The following is a 22,257-nucleotide window of genomic DNA, read 5'->3' on the forward strand; positions in this document are numbered from 1 at the left end:
ATTGTTCACTTCAGCGTGACACACTGTTTCGTGTTGAACAAATGCCTGTCTTTTCTGGTTTTGTTCCTATATAAATCAGTTGTCGCGGGCGAGCCTTTTGGTGCTCGCGTCACATGCCCGCCGCGTTTCGGGGGCATCACTCCAATAGAGAGGGGGCGCAATCATGGCCCAGTCACTACCCAGTATTGTTTCCGGCGAAGGCGGCCTCAGCCGCTACCTGGAAGAAATCCGCCGCTTTCCGATGCTTCAGCCGCAGGAAGAGTACATGCTCGCCAAGCGCTACGCCGAGCATGAAGACACTTCCGCTGCGCACAAGCTCGTCACCAGCCATCTTCGGCTTGTTGCCAAGATCGCCATGGGCTATCGCGGCTACGGCCTGCCGATCGGCGAAGTGATCTCGGAAGGCAATGTCGGCCTGATGCAGGCCGTCAAGAAATTCGAACCCGAGCGTGGCTTCCGCCTCGCGACCTACGCCATGTGGTGGATCAAGGCCTCGATCCAGGAGTACATCCTGCGCTCGTGGAGCCTGGTCAAGATGGGCACGACCGCCAATCAGAAGCGCCTGTTCTTCAACCTGCGCAAGGTGAAGGGCAAGATCCAGGCGCTGGACGATGGCGACCTCAAGCCCGACCAGATCACCGAGATCGCCACCAGGCTGAACGTGTCGGAAGCCGAAGTCGTGTCGATGAACCGCCGCCTGTCGGGCGACGCGTCGCTGAACGCGCCGATCCGCGCCAGCGAGGGTGAATCCGGCGAATGGCAGGACTGGCTGGTCGATGACCACGAAAGCCAGGAAGACATGCTGATCGAGCAGGACGAGCTGGAAAACCGCCGCGGCATGCTGTCGGGCGCTCTGGCCGTGCTCAACGATCGTGAGCGGCGCATCTTCGAGGCCCGCCGCCTCGCCGAGGAGCCACTGACGCTGGAAGAGCTGTCTTCCGAGTTCGACATCAGCCGCGAGCGCGTGCGCCAGATCGAGGTGCGCGCCTTCGAGAAGGTGCAGGACGCGGTCAAGGCCGCCGCCAAGCGCCAGATGCAGGCGCTGCGCACGATCGAGGCGCAGCCGGCGGCGTAAAGCCGGGTTCGGCTAAGGAACAGAAGGCGGCGTCGGGAAACCGGCGCCGCCTTTTTTATGTCTTACGCTTACGCTGGCGATTGGCGAAAGCATTCTTGACATCCAATCTCCCCCGCAAGGGGGGAGATCGGCAGCTTCGCCAACTGCCCTCTCAAAGCCCATCAAGCGGAAACTTCAGATACCGCCTCCCATTGGCCTCCGGTTCCGGCAGCCGTCCACCATTCATGTTGACCTGCAGCGCATGCAGGATCAGCCGCGGCATCGGCAGTGTCTTGTCGCGCGCTTCGCGCAAGGCGACGAACTCGGCTTCGCTGCGCGCCGCAACGAGGTGGATATTCTTTGCCCTCTGCTCGGCGACCGTGCTCTCCCAGCACGGCTCGCGCCCGCCGGCCTGATAGTCGTGGCCGACGAACACGCGCGTATCGTCCGGCAGCGCCAGAATGCCCTCAATCGAATGCCACAGCCGCGCGGCACTGCCGCCGGGAAAGTCCGTCCTTGCCGAGCCGCTGTCGGGCATGAACAGCGTGTCGTGGACGAAGGCTGCGTCGCCAATGACATAGGTGATCGAGGCGAGCGTGTGGCCGGGCGAGAACAGCACCTTGACCGGCAGGTTGCCGATCATGAACGTTTCGCCTTCCCCAAACAGCCGGTCCCACTGCGAGCCGTCTGCGGGGAAATCCGGCCAGTTGTAGATCGCCTTCCACAGCGCCTGGACTTCGACGATCCTGTCGCCGATCGCCGTCGGCGCGCCGGTCTTTTCCCGGAGATAGTGCGCCGCCGAGAAATGATCGGCATGCGGATGGGTGTCCAGAATCCACTCGAGCTCCAGCCCGTTTTCGCGGATAAAATCCAGCAAGGCGCCGGCATTCTTCGTCGCCGTCGCGCCGGATTTTTCGTCGAAGTCGAGGATCGGGTCGATGACGGCGCAGCGTCTCGTCACCGGGTCGGTGACGACATACTGGATGGCGCCGGTCGGCTTGTCGTAGAAGCCGGCGACCTCAGGTTTGGCCGAAGCGATGTCCAATGTCCGGCCCCCCTGCCCCTTGCCCGACAGGAACCGTTTTCTCCGTCGGGTTGAACAACAGCATGGTCATCTGGCAAAGCGCGCCGGTCAAGCACGCCTTGCCAGAAATAGGACTGAAGCCCGAAATAGCTCCGACGGAGAAAACCTAGGCTGACGGCTGCTTGGTCTTCCTGAGATAGGGCAGGATCGTCTCGAAAGCGCCAAAACGCTTGACCGCATCTTCGTTCGAAACCGCGGCGGTGATGATCACATCCTCGCCCTGCTTCCAGTTGGCCGGCGTCGCCACCTGGTGCTTGGCGGTCAGCTGCATGGAATCGACCGCGCGCAGGATCTCGTCGAAGTTGCGGCCCGTCGTCATCGGGTAGGTCAGCACCAGCTTGATCTTCTTGTCCGGCCCGATGACATAGACCGAGCGCACCGTGGCGTTGTCGGCCGGCGTGCGGCCTTCCGACGTCTCGCCGGCGCCCGCCGGCAGCATGTCATAAAGCTTGGCCACCTTGAGGTCCTTGTCGCCGATCAGCGGGTAATTCACCGTCTGGCCGGTCGCCGTCTTGATGTCGGCCTGCCACTTGTCGTGGCTCGCAACGGGATCGACGGAAATGCCGATGACCTTGACGTTGCGCTTCTTGAACTCGCCTTCGAGCCCCGCCATCGTGCCCAGCTCGGTGGTGCAGACCGGGGTGAAATTCTTCGGATGGCTGAACAGGATCGCCCAGCCGTCGCCGATCCAGTCATGAAACTTGATCGGCCCTTGCGTGGTCTCGGCGGTGAAGTCAGGCGCGATGTCGTTGATACGAAGGCTCATGGCATTATTTCCCCAGCAACAGATTTCGTCAGGAGCGGCCGTGGACGGCGTCAACGCTCCGGCATTCCCGCATCTTAGCGCAAAAATCGCGGCTGCAGGACAATAGGAAACTATTATTGGCGACGGAACGAGCACTTTCGTTCTACGGACCGACGTTGGGCCGACAATCTTTCGTTTGTGCGGGGAAGGCTCAGGCCTTGTTGACCGCCAGCGACGTGGCCAGGTCTTCCATGCGCTGGGCGAGCGCGCCGAGCGCGCTGGTCAGCACGGTGTCGTTCTTGTCGGCCTTGGTCAGCGCTTCGTCGCGCGTCTTGCGCAGCGTCTGCACTTCGGTCTCCATGCCCTTGACCCGCTTCTGCAGCTCCGAAAGCTCGTCCATCACCATGATGCCGGCCATCACCGTCAGCCGCTGGTCGCCGATCTCGCCGAACGAATCCTTCAGATGCGAGACATAACGGTCGAACCGCTCGGCGAGGTCGATCAGGTGCTCTTCCTGACCCTCGTCGCAAGCCATGCGATACTGCTTGCCGTCGATGGAAACCGTGACCTGTGCCATGGCCTGCAGCTCCTACCTGTCCAGCACCGCGCGGATGGTTTCCATGGCGGTCACCAAGCGGCGCGACACTTCCTTGTTGGCATCTTCCAGCCGTTCGGCGCGGGCTTCGGAATTGTCGAGTTCCTGCGCCAGCCGTGAACGGTCGGCGTTCATGCGCTGCACCTCAGCCTCGGCTTCGGAATAGTCGCGCTCGTGCTCGAGCTTGGCCGCGACGGCGTTTTCCAGCCCCTCGATGGCCTTGCCCAGCCTGTGGATGACTTCCTTGAGTGTGGTTTCGCCGGTCATGGCCTTCGTCCTGTGCCCTGCCCATCACCGAATCGCTTCGCGTTCAGAACGCGTTAACAAGGAAACATTAGGCACCGGGTGAAGGCAACGTCAACAAAGCTCTCGCGACTGTCCCCCGCTAACGCTAATGTAGGTCGCCCCATAAGGTCTCAAAGCCATCACAAGACCGGCAAATGTGCAGCCGATTTGTTGACTAAAAGCCCGTGGCTGCTATGTGTCGCGCACTCTTTCCTGGGCTCTGCCAAGCCCACAAATCCCCACCCCGGAGGTACCATGACGTCGCGTGAACAACATGACCGGATGGCCAATGCGATCCGTTTTCTCTCCATGGACGCCGTCGAGAAGTCCCAGTCCGGCCATCCCGGCCTGCCCATGGGCTGCGCCGACATCGCCACAGTGCTGTTCACCCGCTTTCTGAAATATGATCCGAAGAACCCCCATTGGCCGGACCGAGACCGCTTCATCCTGTCGGCCGGCCACGGTTCTATGCTGCTCTACTCGCTGCTGCATCTGACCGGTTACGAGGACATGACCCTCGACCAGATCAAGCATTTCCGCCAGCTGGGTTCCAAGACTGCCGGCCATCCCGAATACGGCCATGCCACCGGCATCGAGACGACGACCGGCCCGCTCGGCCAGGGTCTCGCCAATTCGGTCGGCTTCGCGCTCGGCGAGCGCATCATGAACGCCGCCTTCGGCAACGACCTCGTCGACCACTACACCTATGTGCTGGCCGGCGACGGCTGCCTGATGGAAGGTGTTTCCCAGGAAGCCATCGCGCTGGCCGGCCACCTCAAGCTCAACAAGCTGATCGTCTTCTGGGACAACAACAACATCTCAATCGACGGTCCGGTTTCGCTTGCAGACAACACCGACCAGGTCGCCCGCTTCCAGGCCTCGGGCTGGAACGCCAGCCACATTGACGGCACCGACCCCGAGGCGATCGCCTACGCCATCGAAGCCGCCCGCCATTCCGACAAGCCGACGATGATCGCCTGCAAGACGACCATCGGCTTCGGCGCCCCGACCAAGGCCGGCACCAACAAGGCGCACGGTTCGCCGCTCGGCGCCGACGAGATCGCAGGCGCGCGGAAATTCTTCAACTGGGACTCGCCGCCCTTCGAAATTCCGGCCGACATTCTCGACGCCTGGCGCACCGCCGGCAAGGCCGGCGTCAAGCCGCGCACCGACTGGGAAGGCCGCCTGGCCAAGGCCAAGCCTGAGTTGAAGGCCGAGTTCGAGCGCCGCCTCGCCGGCAAGCTGCCGTCGAATTTCGATGCCGTCATTGCTGACTACAAGAAGAAGCTGTCGGCCGACAAGCCGAAGGTCGCCACCCGCAAATCGTCGGAAATGGCGCTGGAAGTCATCAATGGCGCGGTGCCGGAAACCATCGGCGGCTCTGCCGACCTCACCGGCTCCAACAACACTAAGACCAGCCAGACCAAGAACATCACGCCGGACGATTACGGCCAGCGCTATGTCCACTACGGCATCCGCGAGCATGGCATGGCGGCCGCCCTCAACGGCCTGACGCTGCATGGCGGCCTCATCGCCTATGGTGGCACCTTCATGTGCTTCTCCGACTATGCCCGTCCGTCGATGCGGCTGGCGTCGCTGATGGGCATCCGCTCGATCTTCGTCATGACCCATGATTCGATCGGTTTGGGCGAAGACGGCCCGACCCACCAGCCGGTCGAGCACCTGGCGGCGCTCCGCGCCATCCCCAACCACAATGTCTTCCGCCCGGCCGACGCGGTGGAAACCGCCGAATGCTGGCAGATCGCCATTGAATCGGAAAAGACCCCGTCCACCCTGGCGCTGACCCGTCAGAACCTGCCGACGGTGCGCACCGAGCACTCGGCCAGGAACCTCAGCAGCCAGGGCGCCTATGAACTGGCCGCGGCGAGCGGCGAAGCGGCGGTGACGATCTTCGCCACGGGCTCCGAGGTCGAGATCGCGCTCGGCGCCCGTGATTTGCTTGAAAAGCATGGGCACCCGACCCGCGTCGTCTCGGTGCCTTGCTTCGAACTGTTCGACCAGCAGAGCGACGCCTACCGCAAGGAGACGATCGGCAACGCGCCGATCAAGATGGCGATCGAGGCCGGCATCCGCCAGGGCTGGGATCACCTGATCGGCTCCGACGGCATCTTCATCGGCATGACCGGCTTCGGCGCTTCCGGCACCATCGAGCAGCTCTACCCGCATTTCGGCATCACCGCCGAAGCCGCGGCCAAGGCGGCGGAAGCCCGCCTGCACGGCAAGTAAGATCAGGGTCAGTCCCGCGCACCTCCAAGGCGGATTCGCGGGGCTGGACCAACCTAATCGATTTAAATTCGGCCTTCTGCGGCTGGATTCTTGTGCCATCCGCCGCTATGAAGCTGCGGACCCATCTGCCGCCTCCAGCTCCCAGGGAGAGTAAAATGACCGTCAGAGTTGCCATCAACGGATTTGGCCGCATCGGCCGCAACATCCTGCGCGCCATCCATGAATCCGGCCGCAAGGACATCGACGTCGTCGCCGTCAACGACCTCGGCCCGGTCGAGACCAACGCGCATCTGCTGCGCTATGACAGCGTGCACGGCCGCTTCCCGCACGAAGTGTCGGTCTCGGGCGACCAGATCACCGTCGGCAAGGAGAGCTTCAAGGTCACCGCGATCAAGGACCCGGCGCAGCTGCCGTGGAAGGAGCTCGGCATCGACATCGCGCTCGAATGCACCGGCATCTTCACCGCCCGCGACAAGGCTGCCGCGCATTTGACCGCCGGCGCCAAGCGCGTCGTCGTCTCCGCGCCTGCCGAAGGTGCTGACCTCACCGTCGTCTACGGCATCAACCACGACAAGCTGACCAAGGACCACATCGTCATCTCGAATGCGTCCTGCACCACCAACTGCCTGGCGCCGCTCGCCGCAGTGCTGCACGAGACCGTCGGCATCGAAAAGGGCATGATGACGACGATCCACTCCTACACCGGCGACCAGCCGACGTTGGACACCATGCACAAGGATCTCTACCGCGGCCGCGCGGCTGCCCTGTCGCAGATCCCGACCTCGACCGGTGCGGCCAAGGCGATCGGCCTGGTGCTGCCCGACCTCAAGGGCAAGCTCGACGGCATCTCGATCCGCGTGCCGACCCCTAACGTCTCGGTCGTCGACTTCAAGTTCATCGCCAAGCGCGCCACCACCGTGCAGGAGATAAACGAAGCGGTGATCGCTGCCTCCAACGGCAAGCTGAAGGGCATTCTCGGCGTCACCCATCATCCGAATGTGTCGATCGACTTCAACCACGATCCGCGCTCGTCGATCCTGGCGCTCGACCAGACCAAGGTCATGGACGGCAACTTCGTTTCGGTGCTGTCCTGGTACGACAATGAGTGGGGCTTCTCCAACCGCATGGCCGACACCTCGGTCGCCTTTGGCAAGACCATCGCCTGATCTGAAGGCATCGTCTCGCAGCTTCGAACGCCCGGCTGTGCCCGGGCGTTTTTCGTCAGCGCGCCGGGCAAGGCGCGCCGAGCCGCCAAACGCCGGAAAATCAGCGGCATAAGGCAAAAAGCCATCCTTGCGCCTTGCACCGGCCATGCCTTCGCCCCACTCTCCCGTGAATCGGGAGAAAGAGGAATTCGAGGGGCAAATCACGGATGGAGCATGCGATCTATCTCGTCACGCTGGTCGGCACAGCGCTAGTCGTCGCCGCAGCGTTCTCGAGCCTGATCGCCTTCCGCTTCGGCGCCCCGTTGCTGCTGCTCTTCCTCTGCATCGGCCTCGCCAGCGGCGTCGATGGTCTCGGCATCGAATTCGACAATGCGCGCGTGGCATATTTTGCCGGCTCACTGGCGCTGGCGGTCATCCTGTTCGATTCCGGTTTCGGCACGCCGCTCAACGCGCTGCGCCAGGCGGCCGGACCGGCGCTGTCGCTGGCGACCTTCGGCGTAATCCTGACCACTGGCCTGTTCGGCGCCGCCGCCTATTACCTGCTCGACCTCAGCTGGCTGGAATCCTTCCTGCTTGGAGCTGCCGTCGCCTCGACCGACGCGGCTGCGGTGTTCTTCCTGCTGCGCGCCGGCGAGATCAATCTGCGCGAGCGCGTGCGCGCGACACTGGAAGTCGAATCCGGCACCAACGACCCGATCGCCATCTTCCTGACCATCACGCTGGTCGAGATCATCGCTGCCCACGCCAATCCCGAGACCCATGTGCTGGTCACCGACCTGATCCTCGGCTTCCTGCTCAATATGGGGCTCGGCGCCGTCGTCGGCGTGCTTGGCGGGCTCGGCATCGTGCGCCTCGTCGACCGGCTCAACCTCGACCATGGCTTGCTGCCGATCTTCGTGCTGACCCTGTCGCTGATGGTGTTCGCCGCCGCCGGCGCCATTGGCGGCTCGGGCTTCCTGGCGGTCTATCTCGCCGGGCTGATTGCCGGCAACTCCGACATCCGCGCCGTCACCATCCTGAAGCGCTTCCAGGACGGCATGTCGTGGCTGGCACAGATCATCATGTTCCTGATCCTCGGCCTGTTCGCGACGCCCTCGCAGTTTCCGGCGATCATGGTGCCGGCGGTGCTGCTCGGCCTGTTCCTGATGTTTGTCGCGCGCCCGGTCGCCGTCTGGCTCTGCCTGATCCCGTTCCGCCTGCCACGTCCCGAGATCGCCTTCGTCTCCTGGGTCGGCCTGCGCGGCGCCGTGTCCATCCTGCTTGCCATCACCCCGCTGCTCGGCGGACTGGAGAACGGCCGCACCATCTTCAACGTCGCCTTCATCATCGTTCTGGTATCGCTGGTGGTGCAGGGCTGGTCGGTCGGTCCGCTGGCGCGCCGGCTCGGCCTGATCGTGCCGGCGAGACTCGGGCCGCTCGACAAGGTCGAACTCGAACTGCCGGGCTCCGCCCACCACGAACTGCTCGCCTACCGCGTCGCGCCCGGCAGCCCGGTGGCGCGCGGCGAGCGTATCCCGCGCTGGGCACGGCCCTCGTTGGTGCTGCGCGACGGCCGCTCGATGCGTTTCCAGGACATGGGCCGGCTCGCGGCCGGCGACCAGGTTTACATCTTCGTGCCCGACCGCTATCCGCGCCTGCTTGACAAGCTGTTTGCCAGCCGCGCCGTAGTCGACCCCGAGGATGCCGACTTCTTCGGCGCCTTCGCCGTCGATCCCGCCCGCTCGGCCGCAGAGCTCGAGGCCGCATACACACCGGGATTGAGCGAAGCCGAGCAGAAGCTCACCGTCGGCGCGCTGGTGACGGCAAGGCTTGGCGGCCATGCCGAATATGCCGACCGGGTGCTGATCGGCCCGATCGAATTGATCGTCCGCGACGTCGACGACAAGGGCAAGATCACCGGTCTCGGCCTCTCCTTCGAGCCGACCGCGCCGGTGGCGCGGGTTCCGGTGTTCCTGAGCGCCGGCGAGATCGGCGATCGTGTCTCCGCCTTCATCCGCAACTGGCGCAAGCCGACCGAGACGCAGACTGCAGAGGCGACAGCCAATGAGAAGGCCCTTGAGCCGACGGCGGAAAAGATAACGACAGAAGGCTGACAAGCGATCGGTTCACGCTGACGTCCCGCATCATCACGACAGCCTTCGCCTTGATCTCAAAATTTAGCTCGCACCCCGGCTCAAGCCTTGCATCGTCATCGATGCGAGGTATGGTCCCGGCGATTTTCCACGGAAAGGAACCCGCATGGCCGCCTTCAAGACACTCGACGATATCGGCAATATCAGCGGCAAGCGCGTGCTGGTGCGCGTCGACCTCAACGTGCCCGTCGCCGACGGCAAGGTCACCGACGCCACCCGCATCGAACGCATCGCGCCGACCATCGCCGAGCTGTCCGGCAAGGGCGCCAAGGTCATCCTGCTCGCGCATTTCGGCCGCCCGAAGGATGGTCCCTCGCCCGAATTCTCGCTGGAGCCGATCGCCAAGGCTGCCGCGGAGGTGCTTGGCCGCCCCGTCGGCTTTGCCGGCGACTGCGTCGGCGACACGGCGGGCAGTGCGGTCGCCGCCATGAACAAGGGCGATGTGCTGCTGCTGGAAAACACCCGCTTCCACAAGACCGAGGAGAAGAACGACCCGGCCTTTACAGAGCGGCTCGCCGCCAATGGCGATATCTTCGTCAACGACGCCTTTTCCGCCGCCCACCGGGCGCACTCCTCGACCGAAGGCCTGGCGCGGCTGTTGCCGTCCTATGCCGGCCGCACCATGCAGGCCGAGCTCGAGGCGCTGGAGAAGGGGCTCGGCAATCCGGTCCGCCCTGTCGTCGCCATTGTCGGCGGCGCCAAGGTGTCGACCAAGATCGACCTGTTGATGAACCTGGTGAAGAAGGTCGACGCGCTGGTGATCGGCGGCGGCATGGCCAACACTTTTCTCGCCGCGCGTGGCACCGCTGTCGGCAAGTCGCTGTGCGAGCATGACCTTGCCGCGACCGCCAAGCAGATCATGATCGAGGCCGCCGAGGCAGGCTGCGCCATCATCCTGCCTGTCGACGGCGTCGTCGCCAAGGAATTCAAGGCGGGTGCGGCCAGCGAGACCGTTGCCATTTCGGATGTCCCGGCTGACGGCATGATCCTCGATGTCGGCGAAAAGACCGTGAAGACGATCGGTGAATGGATCGACCGCGCCGCGACGCTGGTCTGGAACGGCCCGCTCGGCGCCTTCGAGATCGAGCCTTTCGACCACGCCACGGTGGCGGCGGCCAGGCACGCGGCGGCCCGCACCAGGGCCGGCAAGCTGGTATCGGTCGCCGGTGGCGGCGATACGGTGGCCGCCCTCAACCATGCCGGCGTCGCCGACGACTTCACCTATGTCTCGACCGCCGGCGGCGCTTTCCTCGAATGGATGGAAGGCAAGCCGCTGCCCGGCGTCGACGTGCTGAAGAAACAAGCCTGACCGGATCGGGGGCGCAAAAACGGACGCCAGGAACTTTCAATCGATTCGAGCTTTCCGATCCCATTCCTTTGGCGGTAGACTTCCGTTACGCGCGGAACGTACCCCCTTAGGAGAAGAAAAATGAGCGAACGTCTCGAAGACATTGCCGCCGCGATGGTGGCCGGCGGCAAGGGCCTGCTGGCCGCCGATGAGAGCTCCGGCACCATCAAGAAGCGCTTCGACGTTATCGGCGTCGAATCGACCGCCGATAGCCGCCGCGACTACCGCGAGATGATGTTCCGCGCCAAGGACGCAATGACGAAGTACATCTCCGGCGTCATTCTCTACGACGAGACCATCCGTCAGAAGGCTGCCGACGGCACGCCTCTGGTCGACATCATCAAGGCGGCGGGCGCCATTCCCGGCATTAAGGTCGATGCCGGCGCCAAGCCACTCGCCGGCTTTCCCGGCGATACCGTTACCGAAGGCCTCGACGGCTTGCGCGAGCGGCTCGCAGATTATTACAAGCTCGGCGCCCGCTTCGCCAAATGGCGCGCGGTGATCGACATCGACACCGGCAAGGGCGTGCCCTCGGTCAATTCGATTGCCTCCAACGCCCATGCGCTGGCCCGCTATGCCGCACTGTGCCAGGAGGCCGGCATCGTGCCGATCGTCGAGCCGGAAGTGCTGATGGACGGCGCGCACGACATTGACACCTGCTACGACATCTCGAAGGCAACGCTGATCAAGCTCTATGACGAGCTGCATGCAGCGCGCGTTGTGCTGGAAGGCACCATCCTGAAGCCGAACATGGTGCTGGCCGGCAGGAAGTCGGGCAAGGTGAGCAGCCCCGAAGAGGTCGCGGAAAAGACCATAAAACTGTTCCGCGAAACTGTACCGGCAGCGGTGCCGGGCATCGCCTTCCTTTCGGGCGGGCAGTCGGACGAGGAGGCTACCGCCAACCTCAACGCCATCAACGCCATCGGCCCGCATCCGTGGAAGCTGACCTTCTCCTATGGCCGCGCCTTGCAGGCCGCCCCGCAAAAGGCCTGGAGCGGCAAGACATCGAACGTCGCCGCCGGCCAGGCCGCCTTCACCCATCGTGCCCACATGAACCATCTGGCGGCGCTGGGACAATGGACGGCGAGCCTCGAACAGGCCGCCTGAGCGCAGTCCTCCCGTTGTCATACAACCCGGGCCGATGCGCCCGGGTTTGTTTATGCAAAGCCCGGCTTGGACGGAGTTCGTCCATCCTTATCTCCTTTTCGGCAAAAGCTGACGGCGATGTCGGTTTCTGCCCACCCCAAACGTCCTTGGGTGAACAGACAGGGAGAACTTCATGACTCGCAGCAAGGTGGTTTCGCGTGAAGACTGGTTTGAGGCGCACAAGGCGCATCTGGCGCGCGAGAAGGAATTGACACGGTTGCGTGAGCGCATCGCCGCCGAGCGGCGTGAACTGCCCTGGATGAAAATCCGCAAGGACTATGTCTTCGAAACCGAGCAGGGTCCGAAGAACCTGGCCGGACTGTTCGGCGCCAACAGCCAACTGATCGTCTACCACTTCATGATGACGCCAGGATCGAACCACCGCTGCGAAGGATGCTCCTTCCTTGCCGACCATATAGACGGCGCCGATCAGCATCTCAGGCACCACGACGTGTCGCTGGTGGTGGTTGCGCGCGCGCCGCTGGCGGAACTGCTGCCTTACAAGCAGCGTATGGGCTGGAAATTCGACTGGGTGTCGTCCTACGCCTCGGATTTCAACTTCGACATGCAGGTCTCCTTCACCGACAAGCAGATCGCGGCCGGCGACACCACCTACAATTTCGAGACGCGTCCGCGCACGTCAAAGGACCTTCCCGGCACCAGTGTTTTCTACAAGGACGAGAACGGCGACATATTCCTTACCTTTATGTCGCGCGCCCGCGGCGGCGAGGCCCAGATCGGCACTTACGACTATCTCGACATGACACCGAAGGGCCGCGGCGAAAATGGCCCTTATCATAGCCTGATGGACTGGGTGCGGCTGCATGACGAATATCAGGACAAGCAGGCGGATAAGCCGAACTGCTGCGACTAGAAGCGCGTTCACCTGCGCCCAAACATGCGCTAAGGCTGCCGTTAACCTCTAACGGTATTGCCATGCGCTTCCCGGCCCTTCTTACCTGGCTCGCCTACCCCGTCTATTTCTGGCAGGGCCTCGGCGTGCGCCGCCGCACCACCCGCATGCTGCCGGCACAAGGGCCGGTCATGCACGAAATATCGGGCAAGGCGCCGGCCATCTCGCTGCTGGTGCTGGGCGATTCCTCGGCCGCTTCCGTCGGCATCGGCAATTCCGAGAACGGGCTTGCCGCGCAGCTTGCCGTCATGATCGCGCAACGAACCGGCCTTGCCGTGCGCTGGCGCGCCGCTGGCTTCAACTCGGCAACGTCGGGCCAGATCCGCGACCATGTGCTGCCCAATCTGTCGGCCGATCCGTGGACGCATATCGTGCTCGCCATCGGCACCAACGACACCAAGAATTTCCACTCGGTACCGCGCTTCAAGAAGGAGTTCGGTGGCCTGCTCTACGCCTCGCGTGCCAAATGGCCGGAGGCGCGCGTGGTGTGGTCGCCGGTGCTGGAGTTCACCCGCGCGCCGGCCATGCCGCCGCTGCTCGGCAAGATTCTCGAAATCCGCGCTACCGCAATGAACCGCATGGGCGAGCGCCTCTGTTTCGAGCGCGGCGCCGTGCCGGCGCCACGGCTGCCGATCACCAACCCGGAGGCCGGCTTTGCCTCCGATGGCTTTCATGCCTCGGAAGCCGGTTACCGCGCCTGGGCCGAACATCTGGTCGGATGGGTGCTCGCCGATTGACCTGAGGGGGCACAAGCTCGGACTGGTGGGCTTCAGAGAACTGACATGAGTATTTCCAAATACTGTTGATTGCAGCCTGCTTCCAATGGATCTGAGCCAGAATATCATCCAGCAGCAATGGATGAGCTACGGCCTGGATTCCGAAACCGGCAACGACACCTGCACGCTGACCGGCAACCGCGCCGAATCGAGCAAGCATGTCATTCCGGCCGGCCCGGCCAGCGCCACGCCTTTTATTGCGGCGAACCTGCCGGAATTCATGACGACGCGCGGTGGCGATTACTTCTTCGTGCCCAGCCTCAACGCCATCCGGATGATTGCCATGGGAACGGTGGACCCGACCTGACCCTCAAGGCTATGTCCAGTGCCCCAGCGCACCCGCCAGCGCGATGGCCGCCATGGCGATCAGGGCCAGCTTCCAGAAATCGCCGCGCCGCTTCAGGCCCGGCCAGCCGAGCGGCTTGATCAGCTGAATGGCCATCATGCCGATGATGACGAGCGCGAGGAGTTTCGACATGCCCGCCTTTGAGCAGCATCGCGACAGGCTGTCAAAGCGGTTCTTGCATGGTCTCGGTCGACTTGGCCATTCCTGACAAAAGGCTCGTTTCCGAACCGACCGCCAAGCACCTCGCAGCTTTCTTCAACGACCTGACATGCTCCTGACAGACTGCTGTCAGGAGGGGTATGCAATAGTGTCTCCATCAGAGAAGAGGAGATGGTCATGAACAGCTTTGGTATTTTGAACAGCGTACAGCACTATGTCGGCAAGATCCGCACGATGCGCAATGAAGTTCGTACCCAGCGCTTCCTGAACTCCTTGCCCGCGGACATCCGCAAGGACATTGGCTGGCCGGATATGTATGAGGGTCACAGCCGCATTCGCGAGATCTGAGGCGTTTTACATGACAATGCTTGGATGCGAACCCCGCAACGCCCGGATCATTGACATGGCCCCCCGGGCGGCGACCCCTCGGGCTGGCGCAAAAACTTTGGCGCCTGCTACGGACAATGCTGAAGGCTCCTGACAGAATGCTGTCAGGAGCACCATGCCATAAACGTGTCAGGAGACATGAATGGTGAAAAGCTGGAACGACAGGCTGAACACGCCGGGCGTCAACGGCGTGAAGCCGACGCCACGCACAATGGGCGACGTCGTCGAGGGCCAGCCGATGCTGGTGCCGACGCCCCGTCAGGTCGATGATTTCATCCGCACGATCCCCAACGGCCTCGAGATGGATGTACGCGCCTTGCGCACCGCGCTCGCCATCGAGCATGGGGCGCAAGTGACATGTCCGGTCACCATCGGTTATCATCTGCGAACCGTCGCCGAAGCCGCCAATGAGGATCTCGAACGCGGCATGACGCTGAACGATATCACGCCGTACTGGCGTGTGCTCGACGTGAACACGCCGACAACGAAGAAGTTGTCCTTCGGCGCGGAATTCGTCGCCGTGCAGCGCAGGCGCGAAGGACTTAAACCATAATGCGTGTCGCCCAAAAGTGCGCAGCGGTTTTTGGGAGAACGACAAGCATAAAACAGGACATGGATGTCACCCGGAACCGGTTTTGGGACCATGACATTCATAGACAAGCAGTCGAGGGACCATACGATGCGACGTGCCGACAGGCTCTTTCAGATCGTGCAGCACCTGCGTGGCGGCCGGCTGGTCACCGCCCAGAAGCTCGGCACATGGCTCGAGGTTTCCGAGCGGACCATCTACCGCGATATCGCCGATTTGCAGTCGACCGGAGTGCCAATCGACGGCGAGGCCGGCGTCGGCTACATGATGAGGGAGGGTTTCGACCTTCCGCCGCTGATGTTCACGCGTGACGAAATCGTCGCGCTGGTCGCCGGCGCCCGCATGGTGCGGGCCTTTGGCGGCGCGGCCATGGCGCGTGCGGCCGACGAGGCGCTGGTCAAGATCGGCGCCGTCCTGCCCGACGCCGAGAAGGACCGCATCGCCCGCACCGAGATCCACACGCCGATGTGGGTGGTGAGCGACGCCGCGCGTGAGGCGATCGACGTGATCGAGCGCGCTGTCGAGAAGCGACAGGTGCTGACCATCGACTACCGCGACGAGGCCGGCCGCAGCACCGGGCGTGACATCCGTCCGCTCGGTCTGTGGTTCTGGGGCAAGGTATGGACGCTGGTTGCCTGGTGCGAGATGCGCGACGATTTCCGCGCCTTCCGCATCGACCGCATCGCCTCGGTGGTCATCGCCGGCCGCATCTTCAAGCCTGAGCGCGGCAAGCAGCTTGCCGACTTCTACCGCGCCGTCGAACGCTCGGAGGACTATGGCATGACGCCGGACCGGGCGGCGCGCAGCTGAGACTTCGATAATCAATGAAAAAGCCCGCTCGAAGCGGGCTTTTTTGATGAACTGTCGCAAACCTTACTCGTCGTCCGCATCTTCCTTCTTGGACTTGAGCGCCGAGAGCTTGGCGAACACGGCGTTTGCGTCGAGCTCGGCATCCTCGTCCTTCGGCTTCTCCGGCGCCGGCACCAGGCGCTCGGTCACGGCAGCCGGCAGCAGCGTGTCGCCGACAGGCTGCGCCTGCTCGCGGCCGCGCGAGGCGCGGTTGACTTCCATGTCGAGGTCGATCTGCGAAGCGAGACCCAGCGTCACCGGGTCCATCGGCTGCAGATTGGCCGAATTCCAGTGCTTGCGCTCGCGGATCTGTTCGATCGTCGACTTGGTCGTGCCGACCAGGCGCGAAATCTGCGCGTCCTTCAATTCCGGATGGTTGCGGACCAGCCACAGGATGGCGTTGGGCCGGTCCTGGCGCTTCGACAGCGGTGTGTAGCGGGGACCCTTGCGCTTGGATTCCGGCACCCGCACCTTGGGGTCGGACAGTTTCAGGCGCTGGTTCGGATCCTTCTCGGCGCGCGCGATCTCGTCGCGGGTCAGCTGTCCGGTCATGATCGGATCCATGCCCTTGATGCCCTGCGCCGATTCGCCGTCGGCGATCGCCTTGACCTCGAGCGGATGCAACCCGCAGAACTGCGCGATCTGCTCGAAGGAAAGCGCGGTGTTGTCGACCAGCCAGACGGCGGTCGCCTTGGGCATCAGCAGCGTATTGGCCATTTCAAAAATCCTTCTCGTTCGCCCGCGTTCCCGCGCGGGCGGTGGTTTAGAGCCACCAAAATGGGAAATTCGCGGCCTGTATAACCGCTCCGCTGCCGTTTCGCAATGTTTTTGGCGCAGGGCGCAGCCGTCGGACACCGGACAGCGGGGGAGGCCAGGAGGACCTCGGCTCCGGCGATCATTGATGCCGAGTTGTACAGGGGGTCCAAAACGACAAAACCCGCCGGACAGGGTCCAGCGGGCTCGGAACCGGCGACGGGATACCGTCTGCGGCGGCTCTTGCTTCTGCCGCGTGGTCAGGCCTCATCGGCCGACCAGGCTTCGAATTAGATGGCCTTGCGGGCAATCCTCTCGATGTCGCCGCGGCTGATGCCGAGGTCGCTGAGCTGACGGGCGTTGAGCTTGTTCAGCTCGCGCACGGTTTCGTTGTACATACGCCAGTTACGGAAAGCGCGGATCGGGTTCATGGTTGTCCTCCAGTTGTTGGATCAAATCGTTTCGATGACGTTTAGATAGGCAGTGCTGCCCACGAATTGAACAGACGTCTTTGCATAGCCGCAATGCAAATGCTGCATTGCAGCATTAAGCTTCTGTTCATCTTGCCGACAGGCTGAGCGCGGAGCATGGCGCGAGGTTCAGGTCAGGCCGAGCAGAGAATGGCGGCTCCCGAGAACCGGAGCGGAGCGTACTTCAGTACGAAGCACCGGCCTACGCCGGCCGTAGCCTTAACTGCCGCAACCCCTCATGAGGGCTTCGGCCGGCGGAAGGCCGGAAGCGCAGGGAGCCGCCATTCGCAGGCCGGCCTCACCTGAATCTCGCCCCATCTAGCCGACGTCGAGAACGATCTTGCCTATATGCTCGCCCTCTTCCATGCGCTCATGCGCCCGCCAGGCGTCGGTCAGCGGGAAGATCATGTCCATCACCGGCGCTACCTTCCGGGTGCCGAGCAGCGGCCACACCTGTGCTTCCAGTGCGGCGACGAGCGCCGCCTTGAACTCGACCGTGCGAGGCCGCAGCGTCGAGCCGGTGTGGGTCAGCCGCTTGACCATGATTTTCGAGAAATCGGCGCTCGCCACCGCGCCGGCCTGGACGGCGATCTGGACGATCCTGCCCTCGACCGCGGCGGCCTCGTAGTTGCGCGCGATATAGTCGCCGCCGACCATGTCGAGAATGACGTCGGCCCCCTTGCCGCCAGTCGCATCCTTGACCGCCGCGACGAAATCCTCCTCGCGGTAGTTGATCGCCCGGTCGGCGCCGAGCTTCAGGCAGGCGTCGCATTTTTCCTTGCTGCCGGCGGTGGTGACGACATACGCGCCGAAGGCCGACGCCAGCTGGATCGCCGTGGTGCCGATGCCCGATGAGCCGCCATGGACCAGCAGCGTCTCACCCTTTTCCAAGCCGCCGCGCTCGAACACATTGTGCCAGACGGTGAAATAGTTTTCCGGAACCGCGGCCGCCTCCGTGTGGGTGAAGCCGGCGGGCAGCGGCAGCACGCTGCCGGCATGAACCTTGACATATTCGGCATAACCGCCCCCCGGCGTCAGCGCGCAGACCCGGTCGCCGATGCGCCAGCGCGATATCTCGTCGCCAAGGGCGGCCACTTCGCCCGATGCCTCGAGACCGGGCAGGTCGGAGGCGCCGGGCGGCGCCGGATAGGCGCCCTTGCGCTGCTGCACGTCGGGGCGGTTGACGCCGGCCGCACGCACCCGGATCAGGATTTCGCCGGGACCAGGCACCGGCACGTCGCGCGTTTCCGGTTTCAGCACCCGCGGCCCGCCCGGTTGCGAGATTGCGATGGCCGTCATCGTGGCTGGAATTTTATGTCCGCTCGCCATGAAATTTCCCGTCTCGGTCCGCCGGTCTGTCGCCGGCTGCCAGCTTCTTGCCGGCTGTTTGCATCTGCGCCCCTGCCCTATGTATGCTGATTGCCGGATCAGGCAAATGGCCAAATCAGCCCAATACTGAATAGGGAGGAGCGACGATGGCGATCTTCGACGACGAACCCAAAAAGAAAGCCCGCCCGCATGAGATCGGACAGGATCTGTCGCTGCTTTCGGTCGGTGACCTTACCGAACGGATCAGCATCCTGCGCGAGGAGATTGCCCGGCTCGAAGCCGAGCTCCAGACCAAGGGCAGCACCAAATCGGCGGCCGAAGCCCTGTTTCGCCGCGGCTAGTTTTCGCGTTAGTTTCGGCGTTGAGCATCCGCCGCCGAAAAGCCCGAATGCGCCTGTCTTCAGACCCCGCCACCGAATCTCCAGACGGATCAAACAATGTTTGCAAGCTACAGGCCGATCCTCTCGCTGCTTCGCGGCACCGCTTTCCTGCTTGCAGCTTCGGGATTGCACGGCCTGTTGTTGCCGTTGCGCGGCCAGATCGAAGGGTTTTCGACCGCATCGCTCGGTCTGATGGGCACGGCCTGGGCCGGTGGCTTCGTCACCGGCTGCTTCTTCGCACCGCGCCTGGTGCGCCGCGCCGGCCACGTCCGGGCGTTCGGCGCCTTTGCCGCTTCGGGCGCCATCGTGGCGCTGCTTACCGGCCTGATCATCGACGAATATGTCTGGATCCTGCTGCGCGCCTTCACCGGCTTCACCATGGCCGGAGCCTTCATGGTCATCGAAAGCTGGCTGAACGAGAAGGCCACCAACGAGAACCGCGGCACCGTCTTCGGCCTCTACATGATGGTCACCTATGCCTCGATCATGGGCGGCCAGATGATCGTTGCGGGCGGCGACGTCAGATCGGCGTCGCTGTTCATGATCACCGGCATATTGTTCTGCTTGTCGCTGATCCCGACCGCGGTGTCGTCGGCTTCGTCTCCCAAGCCTTTGCAGGACGTCAAGCTCGACGTCAAAGGTCTCTACGCCAACTCGCCGGTGTCGGCGATCGCCTGCCTGTTGGTCGGCATCGCCAATGGCGCCTGGGGCACGCTTGGCGCCGTCTACGGCGCCCGTATCGGCATCTCCACCGCCCAGATCGCACTGATGATGAGCCTTGTCGTTATTGCCGGCGCGGCCATGCAGCTTCCGGCCGGACGCCTCTCCGACAAGACCGACCGCCGTTTCGTGCTGGCGGGCGCGGCTTTCGGCGCCGCACTGTTCGCCATCCTGATCTTCCTGTTCGAACCGCGTTCCGCCGTCCTCGTCATTGTCTTCGCCGCCGCCTACGGCGCCTTTGCCTACACGCTCTATTCGATCGCCGTGGCGCATGCCAACGACCACGCCCGATCGGAGGATTTCGTCAAGGTCTCGGGCGGCCTGCTGCTTCTGTATGGCTTCGGAACCATGATCGGGCCCCTGCTGGCTGCCGCCCTGATGGGTTGGCTCCGCCCCGAAGGCCTGTTCCTGGCCACCGCGCTGGCGCATCTCAGCCTCGCCGCCTACACGTTGCTGCGCATCAGCCGCCGCGCGCCGGTGCCGATCGAAGACCGCGACGCCTTCAAGACCCAGCCGGCCGATCGCTCGGTCACCCCTGAAGCACTGCGGCTCAGAAAAGCGGAAGCCGACGGTTGAGATTTGAAAAGCTTTGCCCCACAAGTATAGGCATGATCTTTTCTGACGCCTTCATGGCGATTGCGGACCCCAACCGGCGCTATCTTCTGGAAGAGCTCCGGCGTGGCCCGAAAACCGTCAACGAACTGGCTTCGGGCCTGCCAGTCTCCCGCCCGGCCGTGTCCCAGCATTTGAAAGTGTTGCTGGACGCCGGTCTGGTTCAGGCCAAGGCCGAGGGCACGAGGCGGGTCTATACAGTCAGCAGTGGCGGCTTCCTCAAGCTCAATATTTGGCTTGATCAGTTCTGGGAAGCATAGGCCGCGATTCCAGCTCGCCTCCCTGGCTTTCAAGTGTCCGTTGCCAGCGCCTTGCCCAGCGCATCGAGCAGGAATCCGGTACCATGCTCGCGCGATGACGGTGTGTCGTGCCCATCGAGAAACGCGCCCTGCTCGGTGAGCACCAGACGCGTGCCCGTGCCTTCCGGGCGAAGCTCAATTGTCGCCAGCGAAACCGAGATTCTGACATCACCGAACAGCATGTCGTAGCTGTAGACGATGCGCTGGTTGGGCACGATGTCCTGATAGGTGGCGGTATAGGTGTGGATCGGCCCGTCCTTCGGCCCGCCGGCATTGACCTCCTGGCCGCCGACGCAAAAATCCATTTCGTGCCTGTGGGTCATCGGGTTGTCGGGGTCGGCGAACCAGCGCCGCTTGGCGGCCGGATCGCTGAGCGCGAAATAGACTTTCGCCGGCGCAACTGGATAGAGGCGCTCGAGGACGAAGGTGGAGTGGACGACGGATCGTTCGGCCATGGTCGGGTCCTCTTGGTCAGCTTGATGGTTTCTGCGCGACGAAGACGCCGTCGCGATAGGACGCGCCGAAATAGACTTCGACGGCGCGCAACCTGTCGCCATGGAACAGATGCAGTTCGGTGTTGCGGAAGGTCTTTCCGTCCGCCGTCTCGCAGCGATAGAGGACAAAGGCGGCGTCCTCGTCCTCGCATATCCGCTCGATGACGATCGAGCTGAAGGCCGGGCTGTCCGGCCAGCAGCGCTCGAAATAGGTCGCACGGTCGATGGCGTCGTCATAAGGGCTGGTGAAGGTGAAATCGTCGGCGAGCACCGCCGCGACGGCAGCCTTGTTATTCGCCTGGTAGGCGGAAAAATAGCCGCGGATCAACTCCGCTCTGCTTTTGCCGGGCATGGTCATTTCTCCTCTGCTTCAGGTCATTCGGTCCCGGCGAGAAAATCGCCGAGCCGGTCGAGCCGACGCTCCCATGTCAGCCGCCGTTCGTTGATCCAGTGTTCTGCGCTGCGCAGCGCCTGCGGCGCGATCTGGCAGGTGCGCACGCGGCCGAGCTTTTCCGAGCGCACCAGCCCGCTTGCTTCGAGCACGTTGAGATGCTGGACGACGGCCGACAGCGACATCGCCAGCGGTTCGGCCAACTGGCTGACCGAGGCCGGCCCACGCGACAGCCGTTCGACCATGCTGCGCCTGGCCGGGTCTGCGAGCGCCTGGAACATCAGGTCGAGCTGGGCGGGATCGTGCAGCATCGCGATCAGCCGTTATTGTAGGGAAAGAACTTGAAGTAGGGCTGCGCCTCCTCGACCACCCGGGCGAAGGACGGCCGCTTGAGCAGGCGGTCGTGGTAGTGTTTCAGGGCCGGATAGCTGTCGCCGAATGGCTCGACTTTGTTGGCGTAGAACAGCGCCGGCGAGGCCGCGCAGTCGGCCATGGTGAAGGTAGGCCCGGCCGCCCAGAGTTTCGAGCGCATCTCCTCCTCGATGATCGCATAGGCGTTGCGCAGTTGTGCGCGCGCCTCATCGACCCCGAACGGATCGGTCTTGTCCTGCGGGCGCAACCTGTCGCCGACGATCTTCTGCATCGGCGCCTGCACGTAGAAATCGTAGAAACGGTCGGCCTGGCGGACCTGGAGGGCAAGGTCGGCCTCGGCCGGGATGAGCTCGACCGGCCCGGGATAATGCGCGGCCAGATATTCGATGACGATGGTCGATTCCAGCACCGTGCGGTTGCGTGCATCGTCACGCAGCGCCGGCATCTTGCCGGTCGGCGACACCTTCAGGAACGCTGCCCGCGACTGCTCGTCGCCGAGGTTGACGACAACCGGCGTGAAGGGCGTGTCGTTCTCGTAAAACGCTATCAGCGGTTTCCAGCAGAACGATGCCAGCGGATGGAAATGGAACGTCAGGGACATTTTTTGCTCGTCTGT

27 protein-coding genes are annotated in these 22,257 nt (G+C 63.5%); 15 read left to right on the forward strand and 12 right to left on the reverse strand.

Going from position 1 to position 22,257, the window contains the following annotated elements; translation table 11 throughout:
* Nucleotides 1–163: 163 nt before the first annotated feature.
* A complete protein-coding gene (gene rpoH, locus X726_RS153955) occupies nucleotides 164–1,075 on the forward strand; it encodes an RNA polymerase sigma factor RpoH (RefSeq protein WP_023670124.1) in 912 nt (303 codons plus the stop codon).
* 151 nt (nucleotides 1,076–1,226) lie between these two features.
* Here the strand turns inward: rpoH and X726_RS153950 are convergent, their stop codons facing one another.
* From X726_RS153950 to X726_RS153935, 4 genes are all read right to left on the reverse strand, one after another.
* On the reverse strand, nucleotides 1,227–2,099 hold the full coding sequence (locus tag X726_RS153950; RefSeq protein WP_023670125.1) for an MBL fold metallo-hydrolase: 873 nt from the start codon (nucleotides 2,097–2,099) through the stop codon (nucleotides 1,227–1,229).
* Between the two features lie 145 nt (nucleotides 2,100–2,244).
* Nucleotides 2,245–2,904, reverse strand: coding sequence for a peroxiredoxin (locus X726_RS153945; protein WP_023670126.1), 660 nt, complete (start codon nucleotides 2,902–2,904; stop codon nucleotides 2,245–2,247).
* Nucleotides 2,905–3,094: 190 nt separating this feature from the next.
* Complete coding sequence (locus tag X726_RS153940; RefSeq protein ID WP_023670127.1) at nucleotides 3,095–3,460, reverse strand: cell division protein ZapA; 366 nt, start codon at nucleotides 3,458–3,460, stop codon at nucleotides 3,095–3,097.
* A gap of 12 nt (nucleotides 3,461–3,472) precedes the next feature.
* Complete coding sequence (locus X726_RS153935; RefSeq protein ID WP_023670128.1) at nucleotides 3,473–3,745, reverse strand: DUF4164 domain-containing protein; 273 nt, start codon at nucleotides 3,743–3,745, stop codon at nucleotides 3,473–3,475.
* A gap of 273 nt (nucleotides 3,746–4,018) precedes the next feature.
* On the opposite strand from X726_RS153935, the gene tkt reads away from it, so the two are divergent.
* The 8 genes from tkt to X726_RS153895 all read left to right on the forward strand — a co-directional run bounded on the left by tkt (nucleotide 4,019) and on the right by X726_RS153895 (nucleotide 13,798).
* Entirely contained in the window at nucleotides 4,019–6,010 is a 1,992-nt protein-coding gene (tkt, locus tag X726_RS153930) for a transketolase (protein WP_023670129.1), read from the forward strand.
* Nucleotides 6,011–6,165: 155 nt separating this feature from the next.
* Nucleotides 6,166–7,176 carry a type I glyceraldehyde-3-phosphate dehydrogenase gene (gap, locus tag X726_RS153925; protein ID WP_023670130.1) on the forward strand — a complete coding sequence of 337 codons (1,011 nt, stop codon included), beginning with the start codon at nucleotides 6,166–6,168 and terminating at the stop codon, nucleotides 7,174–7,176.
* Between the two features lie 206 nt (nucleotides 7,177–7,382).
* Nucleotides 7,383–9,269 (forward strand): potassium/proton antiporter, encoded by a 1,887-nt coding sequence (locus X726_RS153920; protein ID WP_023670131.1) that lies wholly within the window; start codon nucleotides 7,383–7,385, stop codon nucleotides 9,267–9,269.
* Nucleotides 9,270–9,414: 145 nt separating this feature from the next.
* Nucleotides 9,415–10,617 (forward strand): phosphoglycerate kinase, encoded by a 1,203-nt coding sequence (locus X726_RS153915; RefSeq protein ID WP_023670132.1) that lies wholly within the window; start codon nucleotides 9,415–9,417, stop codon nucleotides 10,615–10,617.
* Between the two features lie 120 nt (nucleotides 10,618–10,737).
* Entirely contained in the window at nucleotides 10,738–11,763 is a 1,026-nt protein-coding gene (locus X726_RS153910; protein WP_023670133.1) for a class I fructose-bisphosphate aldolase, read from the forward strand.
* A 172-nt stretch (nucleotides 11,764–11,935) separates the two neighbouring features.
* Nucleotides 11,936–12,676 (forward strand): thioredoxin family protein, encoded by a 741-nt coding sequence (locus X726_RS153905; protein ID WP_023670134.1) that lies wholly within the window; start codon nucleotides 11,936–11,938, stop codon nucleotides 12,674–12,676.
* 62 nt (nucleotides 12,677–12,738) lie between these two features.
* Nucleotides 12,739–13,452 carry an SGNH/GDSL hydrolase family protein gene (locus tag X726_RS153900; protein WP_023670135.1) on the forward strand — a complete coding sequence of 238 codons (714 nt, stop codon included), beginning with the start codon at nucleotides 12,739–12,741 and terminating at the stop codon, nucleotides 13,450–13,452.
* Nucleotides 13,453–13,573: 121 nt separating this feature from the next.
* On the forward strand, nucleotides 13,574–13,798 hold the full coding sequence (locus X726_RS153895) for a hypothetical protein (protein WP_156941406.1): 225 nt from the start codon (nucleotides 13,574–13,576) through the stop codon (nucleotides 13,796–13,798).
* Between the two features lie 9 nt (nucleotides 13,799–13,807).
* On the opposite strand, the gene X726_RS1000000168935 is transcribed toward X726_RS153895, so the two are convergent.
* A complete protein-coding gene (locus X726_RS1000000168935; RefSeq protein WP_023670137.1) occupies nucleotides 13,808–13,969 on the reverse strand; it encodes a hypothetical protein in 162 nt (53 codons plus the stop codon).
* 204 nt (nucleotides 13,970–14,173) lie between these two features.
* On the opposite strand from X726_RS1000000168935, the gene X726_RS1000000168940 reads away from it, so the two are divergent.
* The 3 genes from X726_RS1000000168940 (at nucleotide 14,174) to X726_RS153885 (ending at nucleotide 15,782) form a co-directional block, all read left to right on the forward strand.
* The gene (locus X726_RS1000000168940) at nucleotides 14,174–14,344 is read left to right on the forward strand and encodes a hypothetical protein (protein ID WP_023670139.1); all 171 of its coding nucleotides are present in this window, start codon (nucleotides 14,174–14,176) and stop codon (nucleotides 14,342–14,344) included.
* Nucleotides 14,345–14,525: 181 nt separating this feature from the next.
* Nucleotides 14,526–14,936, forward strand: coding sequence for a hypothetical protein (locus X726_RS153890; protein ID WP_031205930.1), 411 nt, complete (start codon nucleotides 14,526–14,528; stop codon nucleotides 14,934–14,936).
* 126 nt (nucleotides 14,937–15,062) lie between these two features.
* A complete protein-coding gene (locus X726_RS153885) occupies nucleotides 15,063–15,782 on the forward strand; it encodes a YafY family protein (RefSeq protein WP_023670141.1) in 720 nt (239 codons plus the stop codon).
* 63 nt (nucleotides 15,783–15,845) lie between these two features.
* Here X726_RS153885 and X726_RS153880 read toward each other — a convergent pair whose 3' ends face one another.
* The 3 genes from X726_RS153880 to X726_RS153875 form a co-directional block, all read right to left on the reverse strand.
* Nucleotides 15,846–16,538, reverse strand: a complete 693-nt coding sequence (locus X726_RS153880) for a DUF1013 domain-containing protein (protein ID WP_023670142.1) — start codon at nucleotides 16,536–16,538, stop codon at nucleotides 15,846–15,848.
* A gap of 326 nt (nucleotides 16,539–16,864) precedes the next feature.
* Nucleotides 16,865–17,005, reverse strand: a complete 141-nt coding sequence (locus X726_RS1000000168945; protein WP_023670143.1) for a DUF1127 domain-containing protein — start codon at nucleotides 17,003–17,005, stop codon at nucleotides 16,865–16,867.
* A gap of 357 nt (nucleotides 17,006–17,362) precedes the next feature.
* Complete coding sequence (locus X726_RS153875; protein WP_033001843.1) at nucleotides 17,363–18,373, reverse strand: NAD(P)H-quinone oxidoreductase; 1,011 nt, start codon at nucleotides 18,371–18,373, stop codon at nucleotides 17,363–17,365.
* 146 nt (nucleotides 18,374–18,519) lie between these two features.
* On the opposite strand from X726_RS153875, the gene X726_RS153870 reads away from it, so the two are divergent.
* From X726_RS153870 to X726_RS153860, 3 genes are all read left to right on the forward strand, one after another.
* Entirely contained in the window at nucleotides 18,520–18,714 is a 195-nt protein-coding gene (locus tag X726_RS153870) for a DUF1192 domain-containing protein (RefSeq protein WP_023670145.1), read from the forward strand.
* Between the two features lie 96 nt (nucleotides 18,715–18,810).
* Entirely contained in the window at nucleotides 18,811–20,049 is a 1,239-nt protein-coding gene (locus X726_RS153865; protein ID WP_023670146.1) for an MFS transporter, read from the forward strand.
* Between the two features lie 32 nt (nucleotides 20,050–20,081).
* On the forward strand, nucleotides 20,082–20,345 hold the full coding sequence (locus tag X726_RS153860; protein WP_023670147.1) for a metalloregulator ArsR/SmtB family transcription factor: 264 nt from the start codon (nucleotides 20,082–20,084) through the stop codon (nucleotides 20,343–20,345).
* 29 nt (nucleotides 20,346–20,374) lie between these two features.
* Here the strand turns inward: X726_RS153860 and X726_RS153855 are convergent, their stop codons facing one another.
* The 4 genes from X726_RS153855 to X726_RS153845 are packed head-to-tail and all read right to left on the reverse strand — an operon-like array spanning nucleotide 20,375 to nucleotide 22,242.
* The gene (locus X726_RS153855) at nucleotides 20,375–20,839 is read right to left on the reverse strand and encodes an SRPBCC family protein (RefSeq protein ID WP_023670148.1); all 465 of its coding nucleotides are present in this window, start codon (nucleotides 20,837–20,839) and stop codon (nucleotides 20,375–20,377) included.
* A 16-nt stretch (nucleotides 20,840–20,855) separates the two neighbouring features.
* Nucleotides 20,856–21,230, reverse strand: coding sequence for a nuclear transport factor 2 family protein (locus tag X726_RS153850; protein ID WP_032893136.1), 375 nt, complete (start codon nucleotides 21,228–21,230; stop codon nucleotides 20,856–20,858).
* 23 nt (nucleotides 21,231–21,253) lie between these two features.
* Nucleotides 21,254–21,580 carry a metalloregulator ArsR/SmtB family transcription factor gene (locus tag X726_RS0135230; protein WP_023699361.1) on the reverse strand — a complete coding sequence of 109 codons (327 nt, stop codon included), beginning with the start codon at nucleotides 21,578–21,580 and terminating at the stop codon, nucleotides 21,254–21,256.
* Nucleotides 21,581–21,585: 5 nt separating this feature from the next.
* Entirely contained in the window at nucleotides 21,586–22,242 is a 657-nt protein-coding gene (locus tag X726_RS153845) for a glutathione S-transferase family protein (protein WP_023670150.1), read from the reverse strand.
* Between the last annotated feature and the right edge of the window lie 15 nt (nucleotides 22,243–22,257).

Origin of the sequence: Mesorhizobium sp. LSJC285A00 (genome assembly GCF_000503155.1) — a bacterium.
In the GTDB taxonomy this organism is placed as follows: Bacteria; Pseudomonadota; Alphaproteobacteria; order Rhizobiales; family Rhizobiaceae; genus Mesorhizobium.